Genomic DNA, 26,357 nt, shown 5'->3' with positions numbered 1-26,357 from the left:
AAAACGGGAGCAGCCTATCGTTTTATTGATTAGAACTAGTTGTTCTTTAGTTGGATAGATTCGAAATTTATAAGCTTTGTTTACGACCATTGGTTTCACCCCCTTATAGTTACTATCAACCAAGGAACGTACGTTTGTCAAAAGATTACTTTGGCTTATGCCAACCGCCATCCATCTCCCCCTTACCGTTGTGCTCTCGCCCTTTACACGCTTGAAGAGGGAGTCTTCTGGCGGGAAATGATAAAAAGCGACTGTTTCACAAGAAACAGTCGCTTTTTTTTATTACATTTTTTCCGGAGCTGAAACACCAATCAGTGCTAATGCATTTTTTAACGTAATTTGAACTGATTTGACAAGACCCAGACGCGCCTTACTTCTATCCATCTTCTCAACATCCAATACTTTATCTGCATTATAGAAACTGTGGAATGTAGAAGCCAAGTCGAAAATATAATTCGTCATTCGGTGAGGCATTCTTTTTTCGGCAGCTTCTGCAATCGCCTGAGGGAACTCTCCCAATTTCTTCAATAATTCTACTTCCTTTTCAGTAGAAAGAGGAGAGAAATCAGTGGCACCTTCATAGCTAATTCCTTGTTCCACACCTTGGCGTAAAATGCTTGAAATACGCGCGTGGGCATACTGTGCATAATAAACTGGGTTATCATTGGATTGTGATACCGCAAGATCCAGATCAAAGTCCATATGTGTGTCCGCACTTCTCATCGCAAAGAAATAACGAGTTGCATCAAGACCCACTTCTTCAATAAGATCACGCATTGTCACTGCCTTACCAGTACGCTTACTCATTTTCATTTTCTCGCCATCTTTATAGAGATGGACAAGCTGAATGATTTCTACTTCAAGCTGCTCGCGTTTATACCCTAGCGCTTCGATTGCCGCCTTCATACGTGGGATATAACCATGATGGTCCGCACCCCAAATATTAATCAACGTTTCAAAGCCACGCTCCAATTTATTGCGGTGATATGCAATATCCGGTGTCAAGTATGTGTAAGACCCATCCTGCTTAATAAGAACGCGGTCTTTATCGTCGCCAAGTTCTGTAGAACGGAACCATGTCGCCCCATCTTCCTCATAAATATGGCCTCTTTCCTTCAACACTTCAAGCGCTTCGTCAATTTTACCGTCTTGATAAAGAGAAGTTTCAGAGTACCATACATCAAAACCGACACGGAAGTTTTCCAAGTCTGTTTTAAGTTTTTTCATTTCATATTTCAAGCCATACTCACGGAAAAATTCAAAACGTTCTTTTTCATCAATATTTACAAATTTATCGCCATATTCACTTGCAAGTGTTTTACCGATGCCAATAATATCTTCGCCATGATAGCCACCCTCTGGCATATCTTTTTCAAGGCCTAGCGCTTGGAAATAGCGTGCTTCTATGGAAATAGCCAAATTATTAATTTGGTTTCCTGCATCATTGATGTAGTATTCACGTGAAACATCATAACCTGCTTTGGACAATACATTACATAAAGTATCACCTACTGCTGCACCACGAGCATGCCCAAGATGAAGGTCACCTGTCGGATTCGCAGAAACAAATTCAACCTGGATTTTTTCACCTTTTCCAAAGTCACTTTCTCCATATGCTTCGTTCACTTTCAAAATGACCGGAATTAGTTCTGTCAAATACGAATTATTCATGTAGAAGTTAATGAACCCTGGTCCAGCAATTTCGATTTTTTCGATTGATGCTTTTGAGTTGTCAAAGTTTTCAATAATTGCTTCCGCAATCATTCTCGGTGCTTTTTTTGCAATCTTTGTTAATTGCATCGCCATATTTGTGGAATAATCTCCATGTGTTTTATCTCTCGGAAGTTCCAATACTACGTTTGGAATTTGCTCTTCCGTTGCTAAACCAGCCTTAATAACTGCAGCTTTGATTTCTTGTTTTAGTTTTTCCTGTACCTCTTTTACTATGTTCATGTTCTATGCTTCCTCCTTGTAGGAAATCGTCATTTCATATTGCCCGGGTTCGCTTCCCTGCATATGTAACGTATAATGAAGGACCAGCTTCCCTTCCTTTTTTTGCTCATCCCATTGATGATGAATTTTCTTCGTGGTCGTCAGTAACCCGAGCCTGCCATATATACTTTCATAATGTCCATTTGTCGCTTCCTGCAAGCGGAAAAGCTGCCTCATTTTAATGGCACCGTTTCTAAGCAGAATCGTATCATTCGTTTTGTGCTTGATTGTTGTCTGCGTTTTACCGGCTTCATTTTCTTCTGTATATTGCAAATACAAATCGGAACCTTTATACATTTTTGTACCAAATGTAACCAACTCATACGTTTCCGTTTCCGAGCCATGCTTGATCTTTGTCTGTAAAGTAACTTTAATATTATGTTTATCTATATCATGAAGAGACAAGGCTACACTTCCTTCATCATGTCGTTCTTAACTTTATAAGTATAAATATTCTTCAAGGAAGTTTCAACTTGGAGCGTAAAATAAAGTTTGAATCAAAATTGCGCGGATTAGTCTGCTGAAAAACATAGTGATGCCAATTCATTTGATTTTAACGCAATAATTGCTTCGTGTGGTGGAATTTTAAAAAAAGTATCTTTCAGATACAGAAATCTACACGTCTTCTTGTTCTCAGTATACAAAAAAAGACCATTCCTGCTTAAAAACAGGAACAGTCTTCCATCCATTAACCTTTTTGAACCCAACCCAGGAGCATTTCGCGAATCAGCTTGCTTGCTGTGTTCGCTGTTTGCTCGGATGGATCATAGATCGGTGCAACTTCAACTAGATCGCAACCGACTACATTAATTTCAGAACGCGCTATCTCATGAATCGAGGCTAAAAGCTCTTTAGATGTAATGCCTCCACAATCAACAGTACCTGTTCCCGGTGCATGTGCAGGGTCAAGAACATCAATGTCAATCGTCACATATACCGGACGACCTGCTAGCTGAGGCAATACTTCTTTCAGTGGCTCAAGAACTTCAAATTTTGAGATATGCATGCCGTTTTCTTTTGCCCATTGAAATTCCTCTTTTAAGCCGGAACGAATGCCGAAAGAGTAAACATTTTTCGGACCGATAAGCTCCGCTGATTTACGGATGATGGACGCATGTGAAAGCGGCTCACCCTCATAGTCCTCACGTAAATCTGTATGGGCATCCATATGGATAATAGCCATGTCCGGATACTTCTTATACATAGCCTTAATAACAGGCCATGTGACGAGGTGCTCCCCGCCCATACCCAATGGGAATTTACCTGCATCAAGTACGTCGTCAACAAATTTTTCAATCATATCGATACTGCGTTGTGGATTCCCAAATGGCAGTGGAATATCCCCAGCATCATAGAATTTTACTTCTTCTAATTCACGATCTAAATACGGGCTGTATTCTTCCAAACCGATAGAAACTTCACGAATACGGGTAGGACCAAAGCGGGAACCTGGACGGAAACTTACTGTCCAGTCCATAGGCATTCCGTAAAGCACTGCTTCAGATTCCTCGAAACTTGGGTGGCTTTTAATGAATACATTACCAGAATAGGCTTCATCAAATCGCATATTCATGCCCCCCTTATTTCACTAAATCTTGAACAAATTTAGGCAGAACAAAGGCTGCTTTATGAAGTTCTTTTGTGTAATATTTTGTATCAATTTCATGGAAACGGTCTTCTGTCACTTCAAGCGGGTTATATTTTTTAGAGCCGATTGTGAATGCCCAAAGACCACTTGGATATGTCGGGATATTCGCTAAATAAAGGCTAGTGATTGGGAATATTTCTTTCACATCGCGTTGCACATCACGTATTAAGTCTGCTTTAAACCAAGGATTATCGGATTGGGCTACAAAAATCCCATCTTCTTTCAACGCTTTGGATATCCCAGCATAAAAACCTTTAGTAAATAAATTTACAGCGGGTCCAACTGGTTCAGTTGAGTCAACCATGATCACGTCATATTCATTTTCACTTTTGGCAATGTGCATGAAGCCATCGCCTACTTGTACGTCTACACGTGGATCTTCAAGCATGCCTGCAATTTCAGGTAAGAACTTCTTTGAGTATTCGATAACTTTCCCATCGATATCCACCAATGTAGCTTTTTTTACGCTTGGGTGTTTTAGGATTTCACGGATTACCCCACCGTCTCCTCCGCCTACAACCAAAACGTTCTCTGGATTAGGATGAGTAAATAAAGGAACATGGGCTACCATTTCGTGGTAAACGAATTCATCGCGTTGTGAAGTCATTACCATGTCATCTAGCAATAGCATATTGCCCCACTCTTCTGTTTCAATCATATCTAGCTTTTGAAACTCAGTTTGCTCCGTATGTAAAGTACGATTCACTTTCATCGTAATACCAAAATTCTCTGTTTGTTTTTCAGTAAACCAAATGCTCATTTATTAACGCTCCTTTTCCAATTCATATAGTCAGTCACCTAATAGGTTTCCCATTTTCGTTATTGTCATTAGCTAGAAAAATTATAGACGAATCTAGCAGAATTGCAAGTTAAATTTCACAAATGCAGTTCTTATGTTTAAAAATTTCTTTTTTTTCCATAATAGTAATAGATTCTTTTTAAAAAAAGAGAGGTGAAAGCAATTGGAGTTAATTCCAAGCGAACGATTTAAAAGGACAACTAAATATGTGCGGGCCTTTATTATTCTTGCCACAATCGGGCTTACACTACTCTTTGTATTGCTTCTCTCTTTACTGATGTATGCAAAAATATTAGGTCCGCCGCCTTTGGTTGTGCCGCAGTCCACTCTCTATTATAGTGATAGCGGAAATGTGATTGGTGAAACCGATAATGGCCAGAAACGTTATTGGGCTGGAATGGAATCGATTTCTCCACAGCTTATTAAGGCTACTGTCGCGGTTGAGGATCGACAATTTTACACTCATAAAGGCTTTGATATAAAAAGAATTGGCGGAGCCATCCTTGCCGATATTCGTGCAATGTCCAAGGTCCAAGGTGCTAGCACGATTACCCAGCAGTATGCCAGGAATCTGTTTCTCGGCCATGACAAAACGTGGACGCGAAAGTTTAATGAAGCCTTTTATACGATACGGCTGGAAATGAACTATTCCAAAAAGGAAATTCTAGAAGGCTATCTAAATACGATTTACTATGGTCATGGAGCCTATGGAGCTCAGGCTGCTAGTCAATATTACTTTGGCAAAGATGCTAAGGATTTAACTCTTTCAGAAGCAAGCATGCTAGCCGGGATACCTAAAGGGCCGTCCAACTACTCTCCATTGGATAACTTGGAAAAAGCAAAATCAAGGCAACAAATTGTCCTGCAAGCCATGAAAAACAAAAACTACATTTCAGAAGCAAATATGGATGAAGCCTTGCAAATAGCTCTTACATTAAAAGGTGAGCACGGGACTGTTACCCATAAAACCGCCCCTTATTTCCAGGATGCTGTTAAGCAGGCTTTAAAATCTCAGCTTCATATAGATGACCGTACGATTGAACTGGGCGGGCTTAAGGTTTATACAACTCTGGATGAAAAACAACAGGACATTGCCGAAGAGGTTCTTTCTACTACCATACCCAAGTCCTCAGACATTCAAGCTTCTTTAGTCGCAATGGATCCAGGTACAGGGGAAGTCCGTGCATTAGTCGGCGGTAAAGATTACACAGAATCACCGTTTAATCGTGCCACACAGGCCATTCGTCAGCCTGGTTCTACGATGAAGCCATTACTATACTATTCAGCACTGGAAAATGGTTTTACACCGTCTACCACCTTAAAAAGTGAGACAACTACGTTTTCTTTTGATGATGGTCACTCTTCTTATACGCCGCATAATTACAATCATCAATATGCGGAAGGTGAAATCACACTGGCCCAGGCCATTGCTCTATCGGACAATATCTTTGCCGTAAAAACGCATTTGTTCCTTGGTGAACAATCTTTGGTTGATACGGCGCATAGGTTCGGCATCACGGCGAAAATGGATGCTGTTCCATCTCTAGCACTTGGCACGTCAGGTGTTCGAGCCATTGAAATGGTTAATGCCTACAGCATTCTTGCTAACGGTGGTAAAAAAGTTGAACCTATCTTTATCAAAAAAGTTGAAAATCAAAAAGGCGAAGTGATTTTTGACCAAACTAAGAAAGCGAAACAGATTCTGGATGCGGATAAAGCATTTGTAATGACCGAGATGCTTACAGGGGTTTTTGATGAAACTTTAAATGGCTATACGAAAGTGACTGGCAGCACAATCAGTTCCCAGTTGACACGTCCATACGCTGGAAAGTCCGGCTCCACCTCTACAGATAGTTGGATGATTGGCTACACACCGCAACTCGTTGCTGGAGTTTGGACGGGTTATGATCAAGGAAAGAAAATCGAAGTTCCGGCTGAAAAAAGCTATGCGAAGAAGATTTGGGCTTCCTATATGGAAAAAGGCCTTCAAGGACAACCCGCAAAATCGTTTAAGGAAACGGAAAATGTAATCGGAGTTTATGTGAATCCTGAAAGCGGTAAATTGGCAACGAAGGCCTGTCCTGCCTCGAGGTTGACCTACTATGTTAAAGGAACTGAACCAGTCGAATACTGTGCAGAGCACTTTAAGGGCAAGAATTCAAAACGGACCCCGAAGGAAGAAGAACAAAAGACTCCATGGTACAAAAAAGTCTTAAAGCCATGGGGATAACGAAAAACCCCGAAGCCTGTAGCGGCTTCGGGGTTTTTCTGTCCTAGTTCCACAGTGTCTAAACTGCTGTCTTTAAGTTTACTGATTTTATCTGTTTCGTACAAGTGCATTTTTCATTAAACTTCAAATTTCATACATTAAATCACATTCAAACCGTCAATGACTGCTTGAGCTGGGCTGATGAGCGTTCCCACATACCTGCATCATGGTTTTTCAGAAAGTCTGCAAGTATCTGCTTTGATTTGTCATCCATGTCGTCGACGATGATATGTCGTTTTAGCGATTTATCCATCCGGTTAACATGCTCCGGAAGCGACTTATACCCTCGTCTAATTGAACGGTCGACCATCATTTCACATGCAGTCACACCTGCATAATGCGGACCATTTTGAGTGGCTTCAATAGTCACCCAAACAAGCCAATAAGGTTTTGCATTCGGAACCTCTTCTTTAGTCTTTAGAAATTTGATCCCTTTTTCCACTACACTTCTCGCATGCATCGCCCCAATATCGACCTCGGCTTCGCCCGCGTCAACATCAATGATGACCGGAGAAATATTATCGAGCGTCAAAACCCCAGCCCCATATCCGCTATGTCCTTTCATGGGATCGTTTTTAATAATATTAAAGCCTACCTTTTTCTTTGGTTGTTCTTCCATGTTTGTATCCCCCTTTATCGTTTGTCATTCCTTATTATTGGTTAAAAAAACAAAAGTGAAAAAAATTGACTCAAGATGCCCCCTACAAATTGAATACCAGTATCCAAAACCGGTCTAATTGTATAATCGCTCAGCGGTGTGATGATCAGAATCAAAAAAATCAGGGAGCCATATTGTTCATACTGGGTCATTTTTGCCCGCAAGTCTGCTGAAACAAGATCCTGTACGATCCTATAGCCATCGAGAGGCGGCAGCGGTATCAGATTAAATACAAATAAAAGGACATTTAAATTTATGAGTATATTTAAGAAGGGCTCGACGAAAAATGGTAAATCAGGTCCAACGCCTGCTGCAAGCAATCCGTAAAAAATTAAAAACCCCAAAATTGCAACAATCAAATTACTGAACGGGCCGGCAAAAGAGACGAGCACTCCTGCCAATTTTGGATTCTTGAAATGAAAACGATTAACCGGTACAGGCCTCGCCCAACCAAATCCAGCTATTAATATCAGCAATGTTCCGATCGGATCCAAATGAGAAATCGGATTCAATGTGACTCTTCCTTCATTCTTTGCAGTCGGGTCACCGAACTTATAGGCCACATAAGCATGGGAAAATTCATGAACCGTAAATGCGATTAACAGTGACACAATGACATATGGAAGTTCTTCCAATCTATAAAATAAAAATCGTTCTAATTGCTCCAATAGCTTCTCCCCCAATATATATTACCGTTAGTATACAACAAAAGAGCAAGAAGTGAAAAAACTCTGATTTCAGTATCTTGCAATTCCATTTCCAATATGAAACACTACAATATAAGAGGAAAGGGGTGGAAGAAATGCCATATGTAACAGTCAAAATGCTTGAAGGCCGTACGGATGAGCAAAAAAAGGCTTTAGTTGAAAAAGTAACTGCAGCGGTTACGGAAACGACTGGAGCACCAGCTGAAGCTGTAACGATTTTCATTGAAGAAATGACAAAAAATCATTTAGCCGTAGCAGGCGTCCGCAAAAGCGATCAATAGATTTACATAATTAGGAAAAGCTAAGCCGTCAATTTGGCTTAGCTTTTGTTTTTAATTGCTCAATATATACATATGCTTCATCAATTTCTTCAAGCGTATATTTTTGCTTACTTTTTAACGTAAAGATTTTTTCGATAACTTCTTCTTTTTCCAATGTATCGAAATAAAGCACTGTCGAAACAAGTTCCAAAAAACGGGCATTTTGTTCGTTCATATCCAGTAAGCAAGCTTCAAGAGTGGGCATCTCCACTTCCTGTATGGATAAGAAATCCTGTCCGGCCTCCGTTATAGAATAACAGTATTGGTAATAACCTGCTTTTTTTTCTCTTACTTCATTCAAGTAACCCATATCGCAAAGCTCTTCAATTCGTAAGGTCAACTCCTCCGAATACGGTCCGTAAAAGTGAAACTGAAACTTTTCATGAAACGGAAAGGACAGCTTCTTCGCGATATACACGATTTTTTGTAGTTTTTTCCGACCTGAAACTTCACCGGCAGTAGAAATCGCATTGATAATGTTTGCATGATCCTTAAACAAGGCTCGTCACTCCTCACCAAAAATGTACCACTTTAATCCGACAGCTCCAAAAGCTTACGAATTTGTTTTTTAATATTTTTCTTCGTTGATTCATCGTGCAATAAATCGGATGGATAATACAATTTATGATCCGTTCTTCTTTTCCCCGAAATTGCATCGACTATTTCAGATTCACGTGACAATTCACGGATTTCCCCATTATTTTTCAACAAGTGAATCGGCAGTCTCTCCTCTTCCTCACCTGGCCGGTAAAAATCATACGGCAAATCGGATGAGGAATCGACGACAAGATAATAATCCGGATCGATTCCTGCTTTCTTAAATAATGTTCTTAACTCCATTAATCTGTTCATCTGATTATTCGATGGATGAAATTCTACATATTTAAATAGTTTACGGTTAACGAAGCGCGTGCATAAATCCTTTAATATCGCATCATTTTCCTCTTCCCATGCTTCAAAATAATAGAGCATCACAGCTTCATCCATTTTCAAATAGTCCGCTAATGTTACTTCTCCCTTAAACAGAGAATAAAAATGGTGAGGTTCCTGAGCAAACTCATAGCCGGATTCATATAAATGCTTCGCTCTGTGTAATATTTTGGTAAGAATGACTTCCGCACTCCTCGTCACTGGATGGAAATAAACCTGCCAATACATTTGGTAACGGCTCATAATATAGTCTTCCACCGCATGCATCCCGCTTTGCTTAATGACGGCATGCTCTTCACGAGGCCGCATTACCCTCAAAAGCCGTTCCATATCAAAATGTCCATAACTTACTCCAGTAAAGTATGCATCCCGTTGCAAATAATCCATTCTATCAGCATCAATCTGACTCGAAATCAGGCTGACTACTAATTTGCCTTTATACGTTTTTGCAATGACCTCTGCCACTTTTTTAGGAAAATCACGACCTACTTTGAGCAAGATTTTATTCACTTCTGTATCACCTACAATTATCTGTTGGGTGAATTGCTCGTGATCTAGGTCAAACACCTTTTCAAAAGAATGAGAGAATGGACCATGTCCTAAATCATGCAGTAGTGCCGCACATAGAGAAAGTAGCCGTTCCTCCGGTTTCCATTCCGGTCTGCCTTCGAAAACATCATCGACGATTCTCCGAACAATCTCATATACCCCAAGCGAATGGCTGAGTCGACTATGTTCCGCACCGTGAAAAGTTAAATAAGTCGTCCCCAGTTGCTTGATTCTACGAAGACGTTGGAACTCCTTTGTCCCAATTAAATCCCATATAACCCGGTCTCGAACATGTATATATCGGTGAACCGGGTCTTTGAATACTTTTTCTTCCTGTAATTTTTCGCCGGAATATCCCATGAACTACCCTCTTTTTCATATTCTCAATGCTTTCATTATAGCGTGTTTTGACTAAAAACCCTAACTCATCCCTTGATAGCTAGAGGGACCATTTTGTAAGAAAACGGAAGTTTTTATCGATTTGCGTATCGAAAATAAGGAAATAAAAAATCACCGCAGTTTGTTTAATCTGGGTGACGAATGGCGTGTTTCATTTATCAAAAGTAGTCAATCTACCCTAATTATCTATCATGGACTCTACTTTAGTTTTTTATTAATTTTATCTAGTAACTCGTCTTCCGTTGGAGCTGCAACTGGACGGTTATTGACAAAGGCAAATGATTTCTTTCTGCCTGGACCGCAATAGGATTGACAGCCAATTTCAATTTTCGCACCGGGATCAAGCTTTTCCAGACGGGGAATTAACGTTTTTATATTTACCGCCAAGCAGTCATCACACACTCTGAATTCATTGGACATCCTTCGGTCACCATCCTTTCTATGACAAACTACTTTTCATTCCATTTACATAACTAAAGGGTATTTTACCGTTTCTACCTATTAATATCAAGAGGGTTAAATGGATGTGAAAAGGGAAGTCCAGCCAAAAGGAAAAGGTGTAATTAATGATTTCCGAGGCAGTGCAGCCATTAATTTCCCTAAAATTACAAAAAACTAGTATCCTTTCAACCTTTTTGTATAAAAAATCCAGATTTTGTCCAAAATGGTAGTAGAACACCCCATAAATCATTGCCACACGATATTTTATATAGTTATTTATTTTAAAAGTTACCAGAAAGGGAGTATGTAGAAATGAAGGTTCGTCAAGATGCCTGGACAGAAGAAGATGATTTACTTTTAGCAGAAACGGTATTACGCCATGTGCGGGAAGGCAGCACTCAGCTGAATGCTTTTGAAGAGGTTGGGGACAAATTAAACCGCACCTCTGCCGCCTGCGGGTTCCGCTGGAATGCAGTTGTCCGCCATAATTACGATAAAGCTCTTTCCCTTGCTAAAAAGCAGCGCAAGCAGCGTCAAAGGATTCTTGGAAAGGATCAAGGAGGAAAAAAACGGCTTCTTTACACACCGCCGTCTCCAACGATTACTGATATTATGGTTCCTCACCTACAAGAAGAGGAACTAGAATTAGAATCCGAAGTAGAAACTACTAATTATGAAACAGCAGAAGAATTCGTTGTGGCTGAAGCTTTCATTCCAAAGCAACAGAACATTCCAGTAACACTAGAAAAGACTATGAACCTTGATACGGTTATAGCCTATTTAGAATCTATGAATGGCCGTATGCTTCAGGCCGAAGTATTAAAAACCGAAAATGAAAGATTGAAGCTCGAAATCAAAGGTCTGAAAAAACGAAATGAAGATCTTGAAAATAAGATCAGCCATCTAGAGCAGAACAGCGGCTTGATGCAGGAAGATTATGAGACTTTGATGAATATCATGAATCGAGCAAGAAAGCTGGTCTTATTAGAGGAAGAGGAACGGCCAGCAACAAAGTTCAAAATGGACCGAAATGGCAACTTAGAAAAAATGGCTGAGTGATTAAAATAATGTGGGGTTCTGCCTACAGATCAACCACATGGTAAAGGCCAACCATAGGTTATCTCAGATCGAAAAGGAGAGTCTAAAAAAGGCTCTTTTTTTCATGGCTTCAAGTGAGAATAGTTGAAAGGACTAAAGACGCGGCTTATCTGATTTTACTTTGTTTTCCAATCAATCTGTTTCTTTTACAGTTTCAGTGAATAATAACATCATATTGAAATGTGAAAAAGCTGTTTCCAACTTACAGAAACAGCCTTTTCACATTTCAGTCTTCTTTTAATGAATCAAATACCTTATCATTACGTTCTTCCACTCTTGTTAAGTAAGCTTCGTATAACGGCCATTCTTCCACTGAAAGAGAATCGGAGAAGATCCTACCGCTATGTTCCTTCAATACATGCAGAAACCTGAGCATCACGTCCTGCACGCTCAATCGCACGTCTAATAGTTCTGAAAGGGAAGCCATTACAGATGGCATGATATCAGGATAAGTAAATTTTGTTTCTGCATCTCCTTTAGCGGCTTCGTAAAAACCCTTCACGAGACTGGCCCGCTCTGAACCGCTTCCATTGACGCACAAGTAAATTTGCACCGCTACACCATTGCGAATCCGACGCTGAGATATACCGGCAAACTTTCTCCCATTTATACTTAAATCATAGCTTCCAGGGCAATATGAACCGGTGATTTCCCTTGCTTCCATTTCGACTTGGAAATCAGCAAACATCAATTGAACAAGCTCCCACATCGCATCATACCCACGATTGATTTCAATTTTCCGCTCATTTTCGGGGAAAATGAGCGATAAATTAAGAACTCCCTCATCCAGCACAACTGCAAGCCCTCCAGAATTCCGTACAATAGCCTGGAAATCGTGTTCTTTTAAATAATCCATACCCTTTTTAAGAAAAGGCAGCTTAGTATCCTGAATGCCAAGCACAACTGTTTGATGGTGTACCCACGCTCTTGCTACGGCCATTGATTGACCAGACCCAACGGAAGCACAAAACGTATCATCCATCGCAAAGGACTCTAGTGCAGGAAACTGAGGACCGACGGATGATTGATCAATAACCCGCCATTCTTGCTGCTTTAACAATGAATCTGTTTTACACATATAAATCTCCCTCTACTTTTTATCCTTCATGATTGATATTGGGCTACTAAGCCCTGTGCAGCTGTGATAACAGCTAATTTATATACATCCTCTTCACTGCATCCCCTTGAAAGATCATTTACAGGGCGGTTAAGTCCCTGCAGGATCGGGCCGACCGCTTCGAAGCCACCCAGGCGCTGTACCATTTTATAGCTAATGTTTCCTGCCTCAAGACTTGGAAAAATAAAAACATTAGCATCTCCTTGAATAAGAGAATCCGGTGCTTTTTGTTTAGCGACCGACGGAACAAAGGCCGCATCAAATTGAAATTCTCCATCTAAAATAATTTGAGGGTCCATTTCTTTTGCCAATTTGACAGCATCAACGACTTTCTGAGTCTCCAAAGATTTTGCCGATCCTTTTGTCGAAAAGCTCAGCATCCCCACACGCGGTTCGATATCGAACATAAGGGCCGTCTTTGCACTTTCCACAGCAATTTCTGCCAGGTCTTGGGAATCAGGGTTAATATTAATTGCACAATCGGCAAACACGTACTTTTCCTCTCCACGGACCATAATAAAGGCACCTGATGTTTTTTGAATACCTGGCTTTGTTTTAATGATTCGTAGAGCAGGACGGACCGTATCAGCTGTTGAATGAGTTGCGCCACTCACCATGCCATGTGCCTGTTTAATATGAACAAGCATTGTTCCAAAATAATTCTCATCCAAAAGGGTTTCACGGGCTTGTTCTTCAGATGATCTACCATTACGTACCTTTACAAATGCTTCGATCATTTCATCCATCATGATATAATTCTTCGGGTCATATATTTCAATTGATTCAAGAGAAATTTTTAAATCCCTAGCTTTCTCTTGGATCAACTCGATATCGCCAATCAATACAGGCGTTACTAGTTTAGCTTTGGCAAGCCTTCCTGCAGCTCCCAAAATACGGTCATCCAATCCTTCTGGAAAGACAATTTTTAAATTATGCCCTGTAATTTTCGATTCTAATATCTCAAATAAATCACTCACTACCGCTTCCTCCTTTTATGCACGCTGCTCTTGTTATTTCTATATTAACCATTCAGCAAAACTTCCATTTTCGTCTTCTATAAGAATACTCTAGCAGCTAGGTAAATTCCAGCCACTTTGGTCACCATCATGATCCGTAAATATGAAATTTGTTTGAACACCGAAGAACATTGACTGTGTTTGCGGATTGATATAAATTTCCTTATACTTAATCTATGTTATATTAAAGTTATACTAAGACTTAGGAGTGATCGCAATGAGTGAAGCAGCACAAACACTTGACGGTTGGTATTGTTTACATGACTTCCGTCTGATTGATTGGGCTTCTTGGAAAACGTTATCAAGTGACGAACGCCAATTAGCTATCTCAGAATTCCAAGGTTTACTGGATAAATGGAATACGACTCAAAGCAATAATGAAGGCAGTCATGCCCTCTATTCCATCGTTGGCCAAAAAGCGGACTTCATGCTTATGTTTGCCCGCCCAACAATGGAAGAATTGAATGCAATTGAAAACGAATTCAATAAAACCAAACTTGCCGAATATACAATCCCTGCTTATTCCTACGTTTCTGTTGTGGAATTAAGTAATTACCTTGCAGGTGGAGATGATGAGGATCCTTACCAAAATCCTCATGTACGTTCAAGACTTTATCCGATCCTTCCACAAGCAAAGCATGTATGCTTCTATCCAATGGACAAGCGTCGTGAAGGTGATGATAACTGGTACATGCTTTCTATGGAAGAACGCAAGGGCCTAATGCGTTCACATGGCTTGATTGGCCGCAGTTATGCCGGTAAAGTAAAACAAATCATTTCCGGTTCTGTCGGTTTTGACGATTATGAATGGGGCGTTACGCTATTTGCAGATGATGTCCTTCAATTTAAAAAATTAATCTATGAAATGCGTTTTGATGAAGTAAGCGCACGCTACGCTGCTTTCGGTTCTTTCTTTGTAGGGAATATCCTTCCGGAAGAAAACGTACCCTCTTTCTTATACGTATAAGACATGAGCTTCCGGGATCTTCCGGAAGCTTTTTTCTTTTTGAAACCTCCTTTTATTTCCCCCGCTGTGGAATAAATCAATGACACATCCCATACATTTTCAATAGTGATGAATTTATTTTTTCACAAGTTTATTCAACTTCAGGAATATTAACCAAGGTAACGCCTAACTCCAGCGAGGTGAAGGAACTTTACTTCTATTTACTAGCCCGTCAAGAGGATTTGACTTTACCCGTAAATCATTTAAGGCAACCGTTATGTATCGCTTAAAATTCATTGTGGTTTTTTAAGCCACCCGGGGATTGTCAAGAACAGTGGTATTACCAAGACAATACCGGCCGCTATAAATCGCACTGTTTCTTCCAGCCCACGCACTCGGATTGTCCAAATTCCACAAAATCAAATAAACCTTGAATTTAGGAGGGAATGTAATGTCACAAAATAATCCTTATGGTAATTATCCGTACGGAGGAAGCCCATATTACCCCTATGAGAATAATGAGTCTGACCCGCGACAACAGGCTCCTTACCAGCAACAAGGATTCCAGCAGCAGGCATACCAACAACCATCATACCAGCCACAGCAGCCCACTAAAGCAGGCACGCCTCAGCAAATACCTATGCCAATGAATACGGCCACATCCGGACCACAGGTACCTGGCATGCTTCCAGTCGAGGCATCTTATATCGAGAACATCCTACGTCTAAATAAAGGGAAATTGGCGACCGTTTATACGACGTTTGAAAACAACAAGGAGTGGAATGCAAAGATCTTCAAAGGAATCATCGAGGCTGCGGGACGCGACCATTTAATCATAAGCGACCCGCAAACAGGAAAACGTTACTTAATCCCGATGGTATACTTAGATTACATTTCTTTTGACGAAGAGATTGAATATGAATATCCATTTGGAGGCGCTGGGCTTGCCACGTATTCGCCAAGGTGAAGAAAGCTTTAATGTTAAATGAAAATAACCTGGAACATTCATTTTTCATCAGTGATGCAAAAAAAGCTGACCTAGAAAAAGGTCAGCTTTTTTTTATAAGTATTTATATGCAGCAATAATCATTAGAACCCAAGCAACCAAGAATGACACTCCACCAAGTGGTGTAATGGCTCCTAGAACTTTGATTTGAGTAACACTAAGAACGAATAAACTTCCGGAAAACAGGATAATTCCTATCAGCATAAGCCAGCCTGACCAATTAATTAGCGGGCCTGAGATCTTTCCAGCCAACAAACCAAGCACTAATAAACCCGCTGCATGAAACATTTGATAATCGACAGCCGTCTGCCATGTTGCTAAATATTTATCAGGAATTTTCCCTTCCAGCCCGTGCGCACCGAATGCACCTAGCGCTACGGCAATAAAACCATTCAATGCTCCTAAAATGATAAACAGTTTCACTTTTTCTTCGCCCCTCTTTTTTAATTTAAAAATCGAATAAGGATGCCCCATTTGCTTCATCCATTTTAACCGGCTCTACATTGGATACAGATGACATAACAGGCTGGGTCAATGTGATTGGCTTTGGAGTGCTAATGCTTCCAGCTTTATCATCCACCATAACTTCACATAGAGACTGAATGGCAATTACATACCCCTGCAACTTATCCTCTGAATTTGCCTGTTTCGCTTTCAAGACAAGCTCTTCCATTTTATCTAACATTCGTTTTGATGAAATATCCACCTTTACCACCTCGTCTACATACATGTCAAAACTTTCATACCTAGCATAGCAAAAATTTGAGATGAAGAAAACATCCTTGCATACTGCTCTACTTTTTTACCGGCTTTGATTCAAATTTCATGCAAAGCTGTCCGGAAGAACGAAAAACATCAAAAGATGGTTGGTTTGACGTTTTAAATTGAAAAGCACGGCAACCTTTTTGGAAATTAAGATCCCAAGTTACATAAAAGTGCCTGCACGCCATACAATTTACCCGCTCAGTTTTCTTCTCCACATCAGCTATTCGAGATTTTCCAATCAATTGGGGCTTCCCCCATTTCCTTCAGCAATTGATTTGTTTTAGAAAACGGCTTGCTACCAAAGAAACCACGTGTTGCAGACAACGGGCTCGGATGGACGGACGTAATGATCTTATGACGGCTTTCATCAATTAAAGGGATTTTAGTTTGAGCCGGCCTCCCCCACAAGATAAAAACAACCGGTTTTTGTCGGTCACTTAGCAAGCGGATAACTTGATTCGTAAAGATTTCCCACCCCTTTCCTCGGTGTGAATGGGCCTCTCCCTCACGAACAGTCAAAACGGTATTCAATAGAAGTATACCCTGGTCTGCCCATTCAACAAGGGAACCATTATCAGGAACCTCACAACCTAGATCACTTTGTAATTCTTTAAAAATATTTCTTAGAGAAGGCGGAATGCGTACCCCAGGCTGCACGGAAAAACTAAGGCCATGTGCTTGGCCCGGTCCATGATAAGGGTCCTGACCAAGAATGACAACCTTTACCTTTTTATATGAAGTAAATTGAAGTGCCTTGAAAATATCATCCTGATTCGGATGAATGACATGCTGACTATACTCTTGTTTTATAAACTCCCTTAGCTCTTGGTAATAATTTTTTTTGAATTCCTCTTCCAACAGAGGCCACCAATCATTTGTTAATATCTGCTTTTCCATCTGCCATAGCCCCTTTCTTCTTTTTTACTATTATACCAAACTCATTTTCTTACCCTTTTTCACATAGATTACGATTTATGTTTCTATATACCCCCAAATTGGGGAAATAGGTGTTAGCATGCAATTTAACCATGTTGGAGGATTCCCTATGAAAAAATGGTACAAAAGAAAACGATTTTATCTGCTTGTTAGTATTTTGATCGTCATTACTGTTGTGATTATCTATAACAGCTACAAACCCCTGCCTGATGGCATTTCTTATGAAGGAAAGATTCATCATGTCGAGGATATTGATTTTATTTATGACCTTTCTTATCACGATAAACAGGGGAAACAGCAACATGAACAGCGAATCTTCCAAACCATCAATCAAGCTATCGAAGAGGCTAATTCTTTTATCGTAATCGATATGTTTTTATTTAATAATTTTTATGATGAAAAGATAAACTTTCTAAAGTTAACTGAGACTCTAACGAATAAACTCGTTGCCCAGAAGAAAAAGAAACCTAAGCTCCAGGTTATGTTCATTACTGATGAAGTAAATACTTCATATAATGCCTACCAATTAGAGGAACTGGAAATCCTGAAGCAAAATGACATTGATGTTATTGTAACCAATTTAGATCGGCTGCGGGATCCAAACCCGCTCTATTCAGGTGTGTACAGGACCTTTTTCCAATGGTTCGGCGAAAGCGGAAAAGGTGGATTGTGAACCCCATGGCCAAAAGCGCTCCAAAGGTCACCGTACGCTCTTATCTAAGATTGATGAATATCAAAGCCAATCACAGGAAAGTGAACGCTACGGAAAAAACGGCTATTATTTCATCGGCAAACCCTCATGACGCGAGCGGATTCCACTCCAATATCGCCTTCCAGATGGATGGAAATATCGTCGGCGATTTTGTTAAAGCAGAAAGAGCTGCTTCGAAATTCTCAGGAGGTCCGAAGACATTCCCAGAATTCAAAGAGACCTCTTCCGATAAAGGGCCAATTTCTGTACAGTTACTAACAGAGGGAAAAATCAATAAACATGTTCTTAAAGCAATTAAGGAAACGGAGAAAGGCGACCAAATCCAGCTTGCCATGTTTTATATTGCTGATCACCATGTTGTCGAGGCCTTAACAGATGCAGCTAAACGAAACGTAAAAGTTCAAATGATATTAGATCCGAATCAAAATGCATTTGGAAGTGAAAAAATCGGGCTCCCTAATCTTCCAGTTGCTGCTGAATTCGAAAAGCTGGGTGATGAAAACATCTCGATTCGCTGGTACAAAACAGATAAAGAACAGTTTCATACAAAGTTGATGATGATTCAAAAGCAGATGAAACGATTATTCTTGGAGGATCGGCTAATTACACTGCACGCAATCTAGATGACTATAACCTCGAAGCCAATGTTGAAATCCACGCTCCGAATGATGCCGAAGTCACCCAGGATGTGGACAACTATTTTCAAAGACTTTGGAAAAATCAAGATGGAATGTACACTGCAGATTATAGTGAATATCAGGATAAACTACCTGCTTTCAAATATTTAACCTACCGATTACAAAAGGTGTTCCGCTTCACCACATACTAAATATTATTGTCATTATTCCATTGCAAAATGTTTATCTATGTCCAAATAAGGTTATATACTACTATAGCTAGTCGACAACTAAGATAAGCAAGATACTATTTACCTAATTTAAGAAAGTCTTACACTAAAATTCAAGGAGGAGTCTATATGTATCAAGTGCATGTTGTAGAAAATGGATTGCAAGCAAAGGAAAAAATTGATGAATTAGTTACATTCGGGTATACAAAGGATGATGTATATTTGTTTGCCCATGACAAAAATCGTTCAAAGCACCTTACTGAGAACACGAATACAGAAGATGTTAGCATGAAAGAACAAGGCTTCCTCGATACAGTTGGAAATCTCTTTAAATCACGTGGAGACGAACTTCGTAATCGAATGAGCAATCTTGGACTTAGTGATATGGAAGCAGAACGTTATGAGGAAGTACTTGATGAAGGAAAAGTCGTCATCGTTGCATCCAAACAAGATAATAAGGACGGTATTACTCACTAATTCTCAATCAATCATTAAACATTACCCTATATAGCATTCTATAGAAAAGCGAGGCGCCTCTACCGGCAGCCTCGCTTTTTACATTTGTTATCCCAAAATACTTTGGTACATAACCTTTGCATGGACCATATCCTTCGTACCGTGAACTAACGCCCGACCATCTTGGAAAACAACCATCCGTTCACCATTCTTTTCACAAGAGAGAAGAAATGGATTAACTTTTACCAAATAACCACTTCCGTTCAAGTCTTTGGCCAACTTCTCTAGCTGAAGATTCAATGGTTTTGGCGGCCTGACTTGTACTGTATCTCTTCCGCAAAGAACCGCTGTTTTCGTCGCGTTTTCCAATGTTAAAAAAGGGTATGTCCGCTGATCTCCGCAAGAAAGACAATCTTTCTTTTTCGCTTTTGTTAATTTAACAGTTTGGTATTGATTCCGCCACAAATCAAAAGTAACGAGCGAAGGACGAACTGATTCCCAATCTTCAACGAGAATTTTTAATGCTTCAGCTGTTTGATGAGCCACCACCATCGTTACAGCTGGTGAAATAATCCCACCAGTATCACAGGTCATTCCTTGAATCGGAATGGTTTTTAGTAAACAGTGCAAACAAGGAGTCTCTCCAGCCAGGATTGTCATTGTCATTCCAACACTGCCTACACAGGCCCCATAAATCCACGGAATTTGAAGCTTTTGAGACAGATCATTGATAATCATCCGTGTTTCAAAGTTGTCAGTAGCATCCATTATCAAATCAACATGACCAAGCAGTGGTTCTAGAGTCTGCGCAGTTGCATCCATAATGACTGCCTTTACTTCTACTTCATGATTGATAGCATGCAAATGGCGTTTTGCCGCTTCAGCTTTTGGCAGCTTTTCTTCAACGTCCCGTTCAGTATACAGCTGTTGTCGTTGTAAATTACTGGTCTCGACATAATCCCTGTCCACAATAGTCAGCTTACCTACACCAGCTCGAGTCAAAGCTTCAGCGTTAGCAGATCCCAGTGCTCCAGCCCCGAGAAGTAATACATGCTTTTGTTGAATTTTCATCTGTCCTTCTTCACCAATGGGTGAAAATAAGGTCTGTCTTGAATATCGCTCGTTCACTATGATTCCCTCCTATCTGATCTATTCAGCCTCCACTAACAGGTGGAATAAAGGCTACCGTATCTCCATCAGATAAAATCGTATCATCATCGGCAAATTCCTCATTGACCGCTGTCATCACGGTTTCAAGACCTTCCAATTGAAATTCCATCTTCATCTTTCCTTTTAGCTGAGCCACACTCATTCCATTTCCTTCTATAGAAAGAGTTTCTTTTCCTAACTCATCTTTTAATTGAGCAAATAAGAGTACATTAATCATCTATATCCACCTCTTCTGGTTTCCCTGTCGGATAAGGAACGGTTTCCAATTGATTACCAACCCATGTTTCCCCATCCTCCCAATGTTCTTTTTTCCAAATCGGGACAATTTCTTTAATTCTTTCAATCGCATACCTATTTGCCTCATATGCATCATTCCGATGCGGCGTACTTACAGCTATTACGACTGCGATATCCGTAATTTCAAGTTTACCTACACGATGGGTTATTGCCGTTTCTGCATCAGGCCAACGTTCCTTAATTTCTGACCCGATTTGCTCTAGTTTCTTAATTGCCATCGGTTCATAGGCTTCGTAAATTAAGAATAGTGTCTTTTTTCCCTTGGTCATTTCTCTCACTGTACCAATAAAGGTCGTGACGGCGCCTGCATTCCGCTTGACTACTTTATCAATCACGTTCTGGATGACAATCGGCTCTTTTGAAATGTTATAATTCATGTCTACCATCCTTTCTATATAATTCAGTTTGATTAATATACCCTGCCTCTTGATAATCTTCCCTCGTATTCATATTGAAAAAAAGATGCTGAAAATGTTCAGGATTCTCGTGATATAACTTAAAGTCAGTTTCTTTAATAATTTTCACCGAAATCTTTTCTAAAAAGAGCCTCATTTTCAATTCCTGTTTCAATAAACAATCAGTCAGTACAGGGAGACACCTTTTATGATAAACAGCAAAAAGCGGCTGAATCCTTCCATTTATTTCTGGAATGACGGCATCGAAATCAAGTTCATAAAAGGAAATGATTTCATTTATGGCATCTGCACTCACAAAGGGCATATCGCAGGCTGTAAGGAATTGCAGCTCTGTTTTAGAGGTGGTCATCCCTGCATGCAATCCGCCAAGAGGGCCTTGATCTTTATGTAAATCGGGAATTAGCGGAAGGTGAAGAAATCGATAATCTTCAGCTGTATTCGTAATGACTAAAATGTTTTCCGAAACCTTTTTCAGCTCGGATGCTACTCTTGAGATGTTCACGTCCTCACCTATCTTCAACAGAGCTTTATTCACACCCATACGGCTAGATTTCCCACCTGCTAAAAGCAGCATTGTGCATTCCATCTGATTCACCCTTCCTAATCGGAATTAACCTTGCAACTAATGGTAACGCTATAAGGAATGGATCCTTTAAAGAAGTTTTCAATGTATCCATATTTTAAATCAACTTTGAAAATAATGACACTCACAAACTTTGCTTGTTTATTAAAAAATAAAATAGAGCATATTTTTTATCACAACCAAACCCTAATACTAGGAATCCCCACTATCCAATCTCTTAAATTACGTTCATGGATTCTTAATTTCCTATCATATTTTTTCAAAAAAAACGGGTTTATTCGAAGCCTCTCTATGTCTTACAAAAAGGAACTCATTTAGGGTGACAACTAAGTTTTACATAATTGAAATTTTGGTATATTCTAAAAACAGGATATTACCTGGTATGCTGATAATATCGATACAATTCTCCTGAGGAGGTCACATAATGACTATGAAAAGAGCTATGACAGTTGCTGGTTCAGATTCCAGCGGCGGCGCAGGTCTTCAAGCTGATTTAAAGACATTTCAAGAATTCGGTGTTTACGGAATGTCCGCTTTAACGACTATCGTTACGATGGATCCTAAAAACGGCTGGTCTCATAACGTATTCCCTACACCTGTTGAGATTTTAGAAGCCCAAATCGAGACGATTTTATCAATCGGTATCGATGCTATGAAAACGGGAATGCTTGGATCAGTCGAAATCATTGAACTTGTTGCTCGTAAAATAGACGAGTTGAAACTAGACAAAGTCGTAATTGATCCAGTAATGGTTTGTAAAGGTGAAGACGAAGTATTGCATCCAGAAACAGCTGTAGCACTTCGTGACCTACTTGTTCCACGTGCAACAGTAGTTACACCGAACCTTTTCGAAGCTGCTCAATTAGCTGGCACAGCGCCAATCAAGACGATTGATGATATGAAGAGTGCAGCTGAAAAAATTCATGCACTTGGTGCGAAATATGTCTTGATCAAAGGTGGAAATAAGCTGGATCATGACAAAGCTATCGACCTTTTATATGATGGAAAAGAATTTGAGATTCTTGAATCTGAAAAAATTGAAACAACCAATACACATGGTGCCGGCTGTTCATCTTCAGCAGCTATTGCTGCTCAATTGGCTGAAGGTAAAAGTCCGCGCGAGGCTATTTATGTTTCAAAAGACTTCATAACCGAAGCTGTTCGGCATTCTTGGAAGATGAATGACTATGTAGGTCCTGTCAATCATGGTGCATACCATAAATACGGGGTTGCTGAAAAAACAAAATAATTAATTAAAAATAAGGGCCCGCTCAAAATCATTGAGCGGCCTTTTTCGCTTTTTTTGTTTATATTTAGTAAAATAGAAAGAAGGAAATGCTTATCTAGCCGCCTAGTTAAGGAGGAAATTGTAGAATGAAACCTATAGACCGTACAGAGGTGCAGAATGCTATCGATTCTTTTGCAGGACAAGATGTATATCTTCACCTTGAAACAACCAACGGCGCCTATGCCACTCATGTAGATGAAGCTTTTTTTTCGGCAGGCGCTTATATCCGTAATGCTTTTATACAGTATGAACATGGGAAGATAGTTGGGGACGGACCCTATCGCATCGGCTTAAAGCTCAATATTGGCTGGGTATATGCTGAAGGAGTAAACCACTTCGAAATTGATGAACATGGGAGATTGCTACTGGCAGGGCTTGATTTTACCGGAAAACTTGCTGTTTCCATGCAAATTAGTTCTACTCCCTTTGAATAATTACAACATGCTGCAGGGTGTCAAAAATCCGCCATGTAAGCTCCAATTGGCCGATAACTATACTCACTGTAAGTAGAACGGAAGGAGAAATATACCTTGGAAAAAGAACGCCATGTATTAGTTATTTTCCCACACCCTGATGATGAAGCCTTCTCGGTTTCTGGAACGCTTGCTTTACATAGAGAAGCGGGCACCCCTGTTACCTACCTATGCTTAACACTAGGAGAGATGGGACGGAATTTAGGAAATCCTCCATTTGCAACAAGAGAATCGCTTCCTAAAATTCGTAAAAAGGAATTAATCGATGCAGCAAACGCGATCGGTATCCAAGATTTACGCATGCTCGGTTTGCGTGATAAAACCATCGAATTTGAAGATGATGAAAAGCTGACATCTTTATTTACAGATGCCATTAATGAACTTAATCCTTCATTAATCATTACGTTTTATCCAGGATACAGCGTTCACCCGGATCATGAAGCAACTGCACGAGCTGTGGTCCGAGCTGTGGAAAGAATCGAAGAAAAAGAAAGACCTAAACTTCACTGTGTCGCTTTCTCCAATAACTGCATCGACGATTTAGGACAGCCTGACATCGTCCATGATATCTCTGCCGTCGAAAACAAAAAGGTAGATACATTTACAGCACACCGTTCGCAAACGGAGGCGATGGTTGTCGACTGGAAAGAAAAATTCGAAAACCAAGATGCTGACTTTCTTAACTGGATCCGCAAAGAACGATTATGGACCTATAAATTTTAATAACCCGCCAATTCGGCGGTTTTTTTTGTTATAACATAAAAAAACGCCTGTATATAACAGGCGGAGAAAAGGGGGATAACTTGGAAAATCAATCATAATATAAGCATCCCCATTTTTTTTGTTTTTAAACAGAAAAATACAGGAAATTAAGCAGGAAACCGCTCTTCAATTTGCATTTTCTTTCTTGCAGAAGCCTTTTTACCATGTGCTAAATAGTAAATGGCTATGAGAACAAATGACAAAATGGACATGCCTATAAATAACCCTTGGAACCCGGTAAAAGGAATAAGGAATCCAAGTAGGAATGGACCTACACCAATACCAAAATCATACATTGTAAAGTACGTAGAAGTTGCTAACCCCATTCGGTTTGCCGGGGCCTCCTTAATTGAAATCGCCTGACAGCTTGATTGGAACGTACCATATCCCACTCCGATTAACGCGCCAGCTATTAGGAGGGTGATTCCATGATGGGATTGGCTGAGAATGACCATTCCCACCGCAAATAGTAGGAGCGATGGATAGATAACTGCATTTTCACCTTTCACATCAAACATGCGCCCTGTAAACGGACGTGACACCAAAAGGAATATAGCAAACACTACAAAGAAAAAGCTCGCCGCGTCCATTAAATTTAATTCCTTAGCAAAGGATGTTAAATAAGACAAGATGCTCGAATACGTAAAACCAGCAAATCCAATAAAAATAGAAATAGGTAAAGCTCTTTTTTCAAAGTAATCGCCAATTTTAAACCCTTTTTGTTGAGCTACTCGTTCTTTTTCCCCTTCTGGTACATGCATAAATGTTGAAGCTATTAAAGAGAATGCAGCAAATAAAGATGCAGCATAAAAAATAATGGAATAGCTAAAATGCTGTGTAATCAATAATCCAACAAACGGCCCAAATGCCATTGCCAAGTTTGTACTCATGGCAAAGTAACCTGTTCCTTCACCACGTCGTTCATTCGGAATGATATCTGCTGCAATCGTTCCGGTTGCTGTAGTAGCAAGGCCAAAAGAGATACCGTGAACTAATCGATCAATTAACAAAAGAGATAAACTATCTACTAAAAAATAGAAGATGGATGATAATAGAAATAAGATCAATGATCCAAGTAACATTTTTCTGCGGCCTATCTGGTCAATCTTTTTCCCTGCAATCGGCCTTACAAGTACAGCTCCTAGGACGAAAATACTTGAAGCAAGACCTGCTTGTGCTTGGGATGCATGAAAGTTATCCATCGTGTAAATGGTCAATGTCACCATTAAGACATAAAAAGTCAAAAATAGAAAAAAGTTCGCAGACGAAACAATCAAAAAGTCCTTCGTCCACAATTTCGGTTTCTGATTCATTTCAATCCTTCTTCCTTCCTATTGTTTTAATTTTTCCTTTAAGAAAAGCAAAGTTCGCAAAGTTACCTCTCGATCCTCTTCAGCCAAACCACTCATTAATTGAAGTTCAAATTCATCAACTACTTTTTTGGCTTCTTGATAGGTTCTTTCGCCTAATTCAGTTAACTGTATTCTCCGTTCCCGCTTATCTTTTCCAGGTATTTGTTCAATCAACTTACGTTCTTCTAATCGATTGACCGTCCGAGTTACTGTCGGTTTCTCCACATCTAGATAATTACTAATTTCGACTAGCGTAGAACGACCATACTGATTCAAATAATAGACAATCAACCATTGAGAATGAAAAAGATCAACCTTAGCCAATTGTTCATTTAACTTTTTAGTAAATGATCTTGAAAATTGCAGGTTATGATGAAAAAAACCATTATGAAAGGACAAAGGTAT

General features: G+C 39.9%; 33 protein-coding genes. 12 read left to right on the top strand and 21 right to left on the bottom strand.

The window, feature by feature from the left end; translation table 11 throughout:
- The 5 genes from ACQKMR_RS09505 to speE all read right to left on the bottom strand — a co-directional run.
- Positions 1-90, bottom strand: a 90-nt coding sequence (locus tag ACQKMR_RS09505) for a helix-turn-helix domain-containing protein (RefSeq protein WP_427697082.1), incomplete at its 3' end; no start/stop codon positions are given.
- A 192-nt stretch (positions 91-282) separates the two neighbouring features.
- Positions 283-1,953, bottom strand: a complete 1,671-nt coding sequence (gene argS / locus ACQKMR_RS09500) for an arginine--tRNA ligase (protein WP_427697073.1) — start codon at positions 1,951-1,953, stop codon at positions 283-285.
- 3 nt (positions 1,954-1,956) lie between these two features.
- Positions 1,957-2,397 (bottom strand): DUF1934 domain-containing protein, encoded by a 441-nt coding sequence (locus ACQKMR_RS09495; RefSeq protein ID WP_053348440.1) that lies wholly within the window; start codon positions 2,395-2,397, stop codon positions 1,957-1,959.
- Positions 2,398-2,680: 283 nt separating this feature from the next.
- The gene (gene speB, locus ACQKMR_RS09490; RefSeq protein ID WP_427697072.1) at positions 2,681-3,559 is read right to left on the bottom strand and encodes an agmatinase; all 879 of its coding nucleotides are present in this window, start codon (positions 3,557-3,559) and stop codon (positions 2,681-2,683) included.
- 13 nt (positions 3,560-3,572) lie between these two features.
- Positions 3,573-4,400 (bottom strand): spermidine synthase, encoded by an 828-nt coding sequence (gene speE, locus ACQKMR_RS09485; RefSeq protein WP_427697071.1) that lies wholly within the window; start codon positions 4,398-4,400, stop codon positions 3,573-3,575.
- Between the two features lie 202 nt (positions 4,401-4,602).
- On the opposite strand from speE, the gene ACQKMR_RS09480 reads away from it, so the two are divergent.
- Positions 4,603-6,669, top strand: a complete 2,067-nt coding sequence (locus tag ACQKMR_RS09480) for a transglycosylase domain-containing protein (protein ID WP_427697070.1) — start codon at positions 4,603-4,605, stop codon at positions 6,667-6,669.
- A 148-nt stretch (positions 6,670-6,817) separates the two neighbouring features.
- On the opposite strand, the gene ACQKMR_RS09475 is transcribed toward ACQKMR_RS09480, so the two are convergent.
- Positions 6,818-7,327, bottom strand: coding sequence for a YwhD family protein (locus ACQKMR_RS09475; protein ID WP_427697069.1), 510 nt, complete (start codon positions 7,325-7,327; stop codon positions 6,818-6,820).
- Positions 7,328-7,368: 41 nt separating this feature from the next.
- Entirely contained in the window at positions 7,369-8,034 is a 666-nt protein-coding gene (locus tag ACQKMR_RS09470; protein ID WP_427697068.1) for a site-2 protease family protein, read from the bottom strand.
- 134 nt (positions 8,035-8,168) lie between these two features.
- On the opposite strand from ACQKMR_RS09470, the gene ACQKMR_RS09465 reads away from it, so the two are divergent.
- On the top strand, positions 8,169-8,354 hold the full coding sequence (locus tag ACQKMR_RS09465; protein ID WP_053348435.1) for a 2-hydroxymuconate tautomerase: 186 nt from the start codon (positions 8,169-8,171) through the stop codon (positions 8,352-8,354).
- Positions 8,355-8,382: 28 nt separating this feature from the next.
- Here ACQKMR_RS09465 and ACQKMR_RS09460 read toward each other — a convergent pair whose 3' ends face one another.
- From ACQKMR_RS09460 to ACQKMR_RS09450, 3 genes are all read right to left on the bottom strand, one after another.
- Positions 8,383-8,892, bottom strand: coding sequence for a YwgA family protein (locus ACQKMR_RS09460; RefSeq protein ID WP_427697067.1), 510 nt, complete (start codon positions 8,890-8,892; stop codon positions 8,383-8,385).
- Between the two features lie 32 nt (positions 8,893-8,924).
- Positions 8,925-10,232 carry an HD domain-containing protein gene (locus ACQKMR_RS09455; protein WP_427697066.1) on the bottom strand — a complete coding sequence of 436 codons (1,308 nt, stop codon included), beginning with the start codon at positions 10,230-10,232 and terminating at the stop codon, positions 8,925-8,927.
- A 237-nt stretch (positions 10,233-10,469) separates the two neighbouring features.
- Positions 10,470-10,691, bottom strand: a complete 222-nt coding sequence (locus ACQKMR_RS09450) for a DUF1450 domain-containing protein (RefSeq protein ID WP_427697065.1) — start codon at positions 10,689-10,691, stop codon at positions 10,470-10,472.
- Positions 10,692-11,024: 333 nt separating this feature from the next.
- On the opposite strand from ACQKMR_RS09450, the gene ACQKMR_RS09445 reads away from it, so the two are divergent.
- Positions 11,025-11,771: an RsfA family transcriptional regulator gene (locus ACQKMR_RS09445; RefSeq protein WP_427697064.1), complete on the top strand. Its 747-nt coding sequence runs from the start codon at positions 11,025-11,027 to the stop codon at positions 11,769-11,771.
- A gap of 265 nt (positions 11,772-12,036) precedes the next feature.
- On the opposite strand, the gene ACQKMR_RS09440 is transcribed toward ACQKMR_RS09445, so the two are convergent.
- Complete coding sequence (locus ACQKMR_RS09440; RefSeq protein WP_427697063.1) at positions 12,037-12,888, bottom strand: lipoate--protein ligase family protein; 852 nt, start codon at positions 12,886-12,888, stop codon at positions 12,037-12,039.
- A gap of 26 nt (positions 12,889-12,914) precedes the next feature.
- The gene (pta, locus tag ACQKMR_RS09435; protein WP_427697062.1) at positions 12,915-13,904 is read right to left on the bottom strand and encodes a phosphate acetyltransferase; all 990 of its coding nucleotides are present in this window, start codon (positions 13,902-13,904) and stop codon (positions 12,915-12,917) included.
- Between the two features lie 256 nt (positions 13,905-14,160).
- Between pta and hemQ the strand changes: the two genes are divergently transcribed.
- Positions 14,161-14,910, top strand: coding sequence for a hydrogen peroxide-dependent heme synthase (gene hemQ / locus ACQKMR_RS09430; RefSeq protein ID WP_427697061.1), 750 nt, complete (start codon positions 14,161-14,163; stop codon positions 14,908-14,910).
- Positions 14,911-15,340: 430 nt separating this feature from the next.
- On the top strand, positions 15,341-15,856 hold the full coding sequence (gerQ, locus tag ACQKMR_RS09425) for a spore coat protein GerQ (RefSeq protein ID WP_427697060.1): 516 nt from the start codon (positions 15,341-15,343) through the stop codon (positions 15,854-15,856).
- 93 nt (positions 15,857-15,949) lie between these two features.
- Here the strand turns inward: gerQ and ACQKMR_RS09420 are convergent, their stop codons facing one another.
- The 3 genes from ACQKMR_RS09420 to ACQKMR_RS09410 form a co-directional block, all read right to left on the bottom strand.
- Positions 15,950-16,318: a DUF423 domain-containing protein gene (locus tag ACQKMR_RS09420; protein ID WP_427697059.1), complete on the bottom strand. Its 369-nt coding sequence runs from the start codon at positions 16,316-16,318 to the stop codon at positions 15,950-15,952.
- A gap of 25 nt (positions 16,319-16,343) precedes the next feature.
- Positions 16,344-16,601 (bottom strand): YwdI family protein, encoded by a 258-nt coding sequence (locus tag ACQKMR_RS09415; protein ID WP_427697058.1) that lies wholly within the window; start codon positions 16,599-16,601, stop codon positions 16,344-16,346.
- Between the two features lie 275 nt (positions 16,602-16,876).
- Positions 16,877-17,557, bottom strand: coding sequence for a uracil-DNA glycosylase (locus ACQKMR_RS09410; protein WP_427697057.1), 681 nt, complete (start codon positions 17,555-17,557; stop codon positions 16,877-16,879).
- Positions 17,558-17,705: 148 nt separating this feature from the next.
- On the opposite strand from ACQKMR_RS09410, the gene ACQKMR_RS09405 reads away from it, so the two are divergent.
- The 4 genes from ACQKMR_RS09405 to ACQKMR_RS09390 all read left to right on the top strand — a co-directional run bounded on the left by ACQKMR_RS09405 (position 17,706) and on the right by ACQKMR_RS09390 (position 19,632).
- Entirely contained in the window at positions 17,706-18,269 is a 564-nt protein-coding gene (locus ACQKMR_RS09405) for a hypothetical protein (RefSeq protein ID WP_427697056.1), read from the top strand.
- A gap of 5 nt (positions 18,270-18,274) precedes the next feature.
- Positions 18,275-18,931 (top strand): phospholipase D-like domain-containing protein, encoded by a 657-nt coding sequence (locus tag ACQKMR_RS09400; protein WP_427697055.1) that lies wholly within the window; start codon positions 18,275-18,277, stop codon positions 18,929-18,931.
- Complete coding sequence (locus ACQKMR_RS09395; protein ID WP_427697081.1) at positions 18,889-19,137, top strand: phospholipase D-like domain-containing protein; 249 nt, start codon at positions 18,889-18,891, stop codon at positions 19,135-19,137. The genes ACQKMR_RS09400 and ACQKMR_RS09395 overlap by 43 nt, the downstream gene beginning before the upstream one ends.
- 147 nt (positions 19,138-19,284) lie before the next feature.
- Complete coding sequence (locus tag ACQKMR_RS09390; RefSeq protein ID WP_427697054.1) at positions 19,285-19,632, top strand: general stress protein; 348 nt, start codon at positions 19,285-19,287, stop codon at positions 19,630-19,632.
- Between the two features lie 87 nt (positions 19,633-19,719).
- On the opposite strand, the gene ACQKMR_RS09385 is transcribed toward ACQKMR_RS09390, so the two are convergent.
- The 4 genes from ACQKMR_RS09385 to mobA are packed head-to-tail and all read right to left on the bottom strand — an operon-like array spanning position 19,720 to position 22,080.
- Positions 19,720-20,739, bottom strand: coding sequence for a MoeB/ThiF family adenylyltransferase (locus ACQKMR_RS09385; RefSeq protein ID WP_427697053.1), 1,020 nt, complete (start codon positions 20,737-20,739; stop codon positions 19,720-19,722).
- A gap of 25 nt (positions 20,740-20,764) precedes the next feature.
- Entirely contained in the window at positions 20,765-20,998 is a 234-nt protein-coding gene (gene moaD, locus ACQKMR_RS09380) for a molybdopterin converting factor subunit 1 (RefSeq protein WP_427697052.1), read from the bottom strand.
- Positions 20,991-21,455 carry a molybdenum cofactor biosynthesis protein MoaE gene (locus ACQKMR_RS09375; protein WP_427697051.1) on the bottom strand — a complete coding sequence of 155 codons (465 nt, stop codon included), beginning with the start codon at positions 21,453-21,455 and terminating at the stop codon, positions 20,991-20,993. Before ACQKMR_RS09375 ends, moaD begins: the two co-directional genes overlap by 8 nt.
- The gene (mobA, locus tag ACQKMR_RS09370; RefSeq protein WP_427697050.1) at positions 21,445-22,080 is read right to left on the bottom strand and encodes a molybdenum cofactor guanylyltransferase; all 636 of its coding nucleotides are present in this window, start codon (positions 22,078-22,080) and stop codon (positions 21,445-21,447) included. The genes ACQKMR_RS09375 and mobA overlap by 11 nt, the downstream gene beginning before the upstream one ends.
- A 421-nt stretch (positions 22,081-22,501) precedes the next feature.
- Between mobA and pdxK the strand changes: the two genes are divergently transcribed.
- From pdxK to bshB2, 3 genes are all read left to right on the top strand, one after another.
- Positions 22,502-23,326, top strand: a complete 825-nt coding sequence (pdxK, locus tag ACQKMR_RS09365) for a pyridoxine/pyridoxal/pyridoxamine kinase (RefSeq protein WP_427697049.1) — start codon at positions 22,502-22,504, stop codon at positions 23,324-23,326.
- Positions 23,327-23,451: 125 nt separating this feature from the next.
- Positions 23,452-23,799, top strand: a complete 348-nt coding sequence (locus tag ACQKMR_RS09360; protein ID WP_053348417.1) for a YojF family protein — start codon at positions 23,452-23,454, stop codon at positions 23,797-23,799.
- Positions 23,800-23,895: 96 nt separating this feature from the next.
- Positions 23,896-24,561, top strand: coding sequence for a bacillithiol biosynthesis deacetylase BshB2 (bshB2, locus tag ACQKMR_RS09355; RefSeq protein WP_427697048.1), 666 nt, complete (start codon positions 23,896-23,898; stop codon positions 24,559-24,561).
- A 146-nt stretch (positions 24,562-24,707) separates the two neighbouring features.
- On the opposite strand, the gene ACQKMR_RS09350 is transcribed toward bshB2, so the two are convergent.
- On the bottom strand, positions 24,708-25,913 hold the full coding sequence (locus ACQKMR_RS09350; protein ID WP_427697047.1) for an MFS transporter: 1,206 nt from the start codon (positions 25,911-25,913) through the stop codon (positions 24,708-24,710).
- Positions 25,914-25,931: 18 nt separating this feature from the next.
- The gene (locus tag ACQKMR_RS09345) at positions 25,932-26,351 is read right to left on the bottom strand and encodes a MarR family winged helix-turn-helix transcriptional regulator (protein WP_427697046.1); all 420 of its coding nucleotides are present in this window, start codon (positions 26,349-26,351) and stop codon (positions 25,932-25,934) included.
- Positions 26,352-26,357 lie beyond the last annotated feature (6 nt).

This window comes from Peribacillus sp. NPDC096540 (assembly GCF_050278525.1).
In the GTDB taxonomy this organism is placed as follows: Bacteria; Bacillota; Bacilli; order Bacillales; family DSM-1321; genus Peribacillus.
Note: the sequence above shows the minus strand (reverse complement) of the source record. Positions and strands in the feature narration are given on the sequence as shown.

Bases quoted from the DNA above. Each gene is read 5' to 3' on its own strand.
- ACQKMR_RS09410 (WP_427697057.1), bottom strand. From the start codon at position 17,557: ATGGAAAAGCAGATATTAACAAATGATTGGTGGCCTCTGTTGGAAGAG.
- ACQKMR_RS09440 (WP_427697063.1), bottom strand. From the start codon at position 12,888: ATGTGTAAAACAGATTCATTGTTAAAGCAGCAAGAATGGCGGGTTATT.
- ACQKMR_RS09445 (WP_427697064.1), top strand. From the start codon at position 11,025: ATGAAGGTTCGTCAAGATGCCTGGACAGAAGAAGATGATTTACTTTTA.
- ACQKMR_RS09375 (WP_427697051.1), bottom strand. From the start codon at position 21,455: ATGAATTATAACATTTCAAAAGAGCCGATTGTCATCCAGAACGTGATT.
- gerQ (WP_427697060.1), top strand. From the start codon at position 15,341: ATGTCACAAAATAATCCTTATGGTAATTATCCGTACGGAGGAAGCCCA.
- ACQKMR_RS09390 (WP_427697054.1), top strand. From the start codon at position 19,285: ATGTATCAAGTGCATGTTGTAGAAAATGGATTGCAAGCAAAGGAAAAA.
- hemQ (WP_427697061.1), top strand. From the start codon at position 14,161: ATGAGTGAAGCAGCACAAACACTTGACGGTTGGTATTGTTTACATGAC.
- ACQKMR_RS09400 (WP_427697055.1), top strand. From the start codon at position 18,275: ATGGCCAAAAGCGCTCCAAAGGTCACCGTACGCTCTTATCTAAGATTG.
- speB (WP_427697072.1), bottom strand. From the start codon at position 3,559: ATGCGATTTGATGAAGCCTATTCTGGTAATGTATTCATTAAAAGCCAC.
- ACQKMR_RS09360 (WP_053348417.1), top strand. From the start codon at position 23,452: ATGAAACCTATAGACCGTACAGAGGTGCAGAATGCTATCGATTCTTTT.
- ACQKMR_RS09465 (WP_053348435.1), top strand. From the start codon at position 8,169: ATGCCATATGTAACAGTCAAAATGCTTGAAGGCCGTACGGATGAGCAA.
- speE (WP_427697071.1), bottom strand. From the start codon at position 4,400: ATGAGCATTTGGTTTACTGAAAAACAAACAGAGAATTTTGGTATTACG.
- ACQKMR_RS09475 (WP_427697069.1), bottom strand. From the start codon at position 7,327: ATGGAAGAACAACCAAAGAAAAAGGTAGGCTTTAATATTATTAAAAAC.
- ACQKMR_RS09350 (WP_427697047.1), bottom strand. From the start codon at position 25,913: ATGAATCAGAAACCGAAATTGTGGACGAAGGACTTTTTGATTGTTTCG.
- mobA (WP_427697050.1), bottom strand. From the start codon at position 22,080: ATGGAATGCACAATGCTGCTTTTAGCAGGTGGGAAATCTAGCCGTATG.
- argS (WP_427697073.1), bottom strand. From the start codon at position 1,953: ATGAACATAGTAAAAGAGGTACAGGAAAAACTAAAACAAGAAATCAAA.
- ACQKMR_RS09405 (WP_427697056.1), top strand. From the start codon at position 17,706: ATGAAAAAATGGTACAAAAGAAAACGATTTTATCTGCTTGTTAGTATT.
- moaD (WP_427697052.1), bottom strand. From the start codon at position 20,998: ATGATTAATGTACTCTTATTTGCTCAATTAAAAGATGAGTTAGGAAAA.
- ACQKMR_RS09450 (WP_427697065.1), bottom strand. From the start codon at position 10,691: ATGTCCAATGAATTCAGAGTGTGTGATGACTGCTTGGCGGTAAATATA.
- ACQKMR_RS09455 (WP_427697066.1), bottom strand. From the start codon at position 10,232: ATGGGATATTCCGGCGAAAAATTACAGGAAGAAAAAGTATTCAAAGAC.
- pdxK (WP_427697049.1), top strand. From the start codon at position 22,502: ATGACTATGAAAAGAGCTATGACAGTTGCTGGTTCAGATTCCAGCGGC.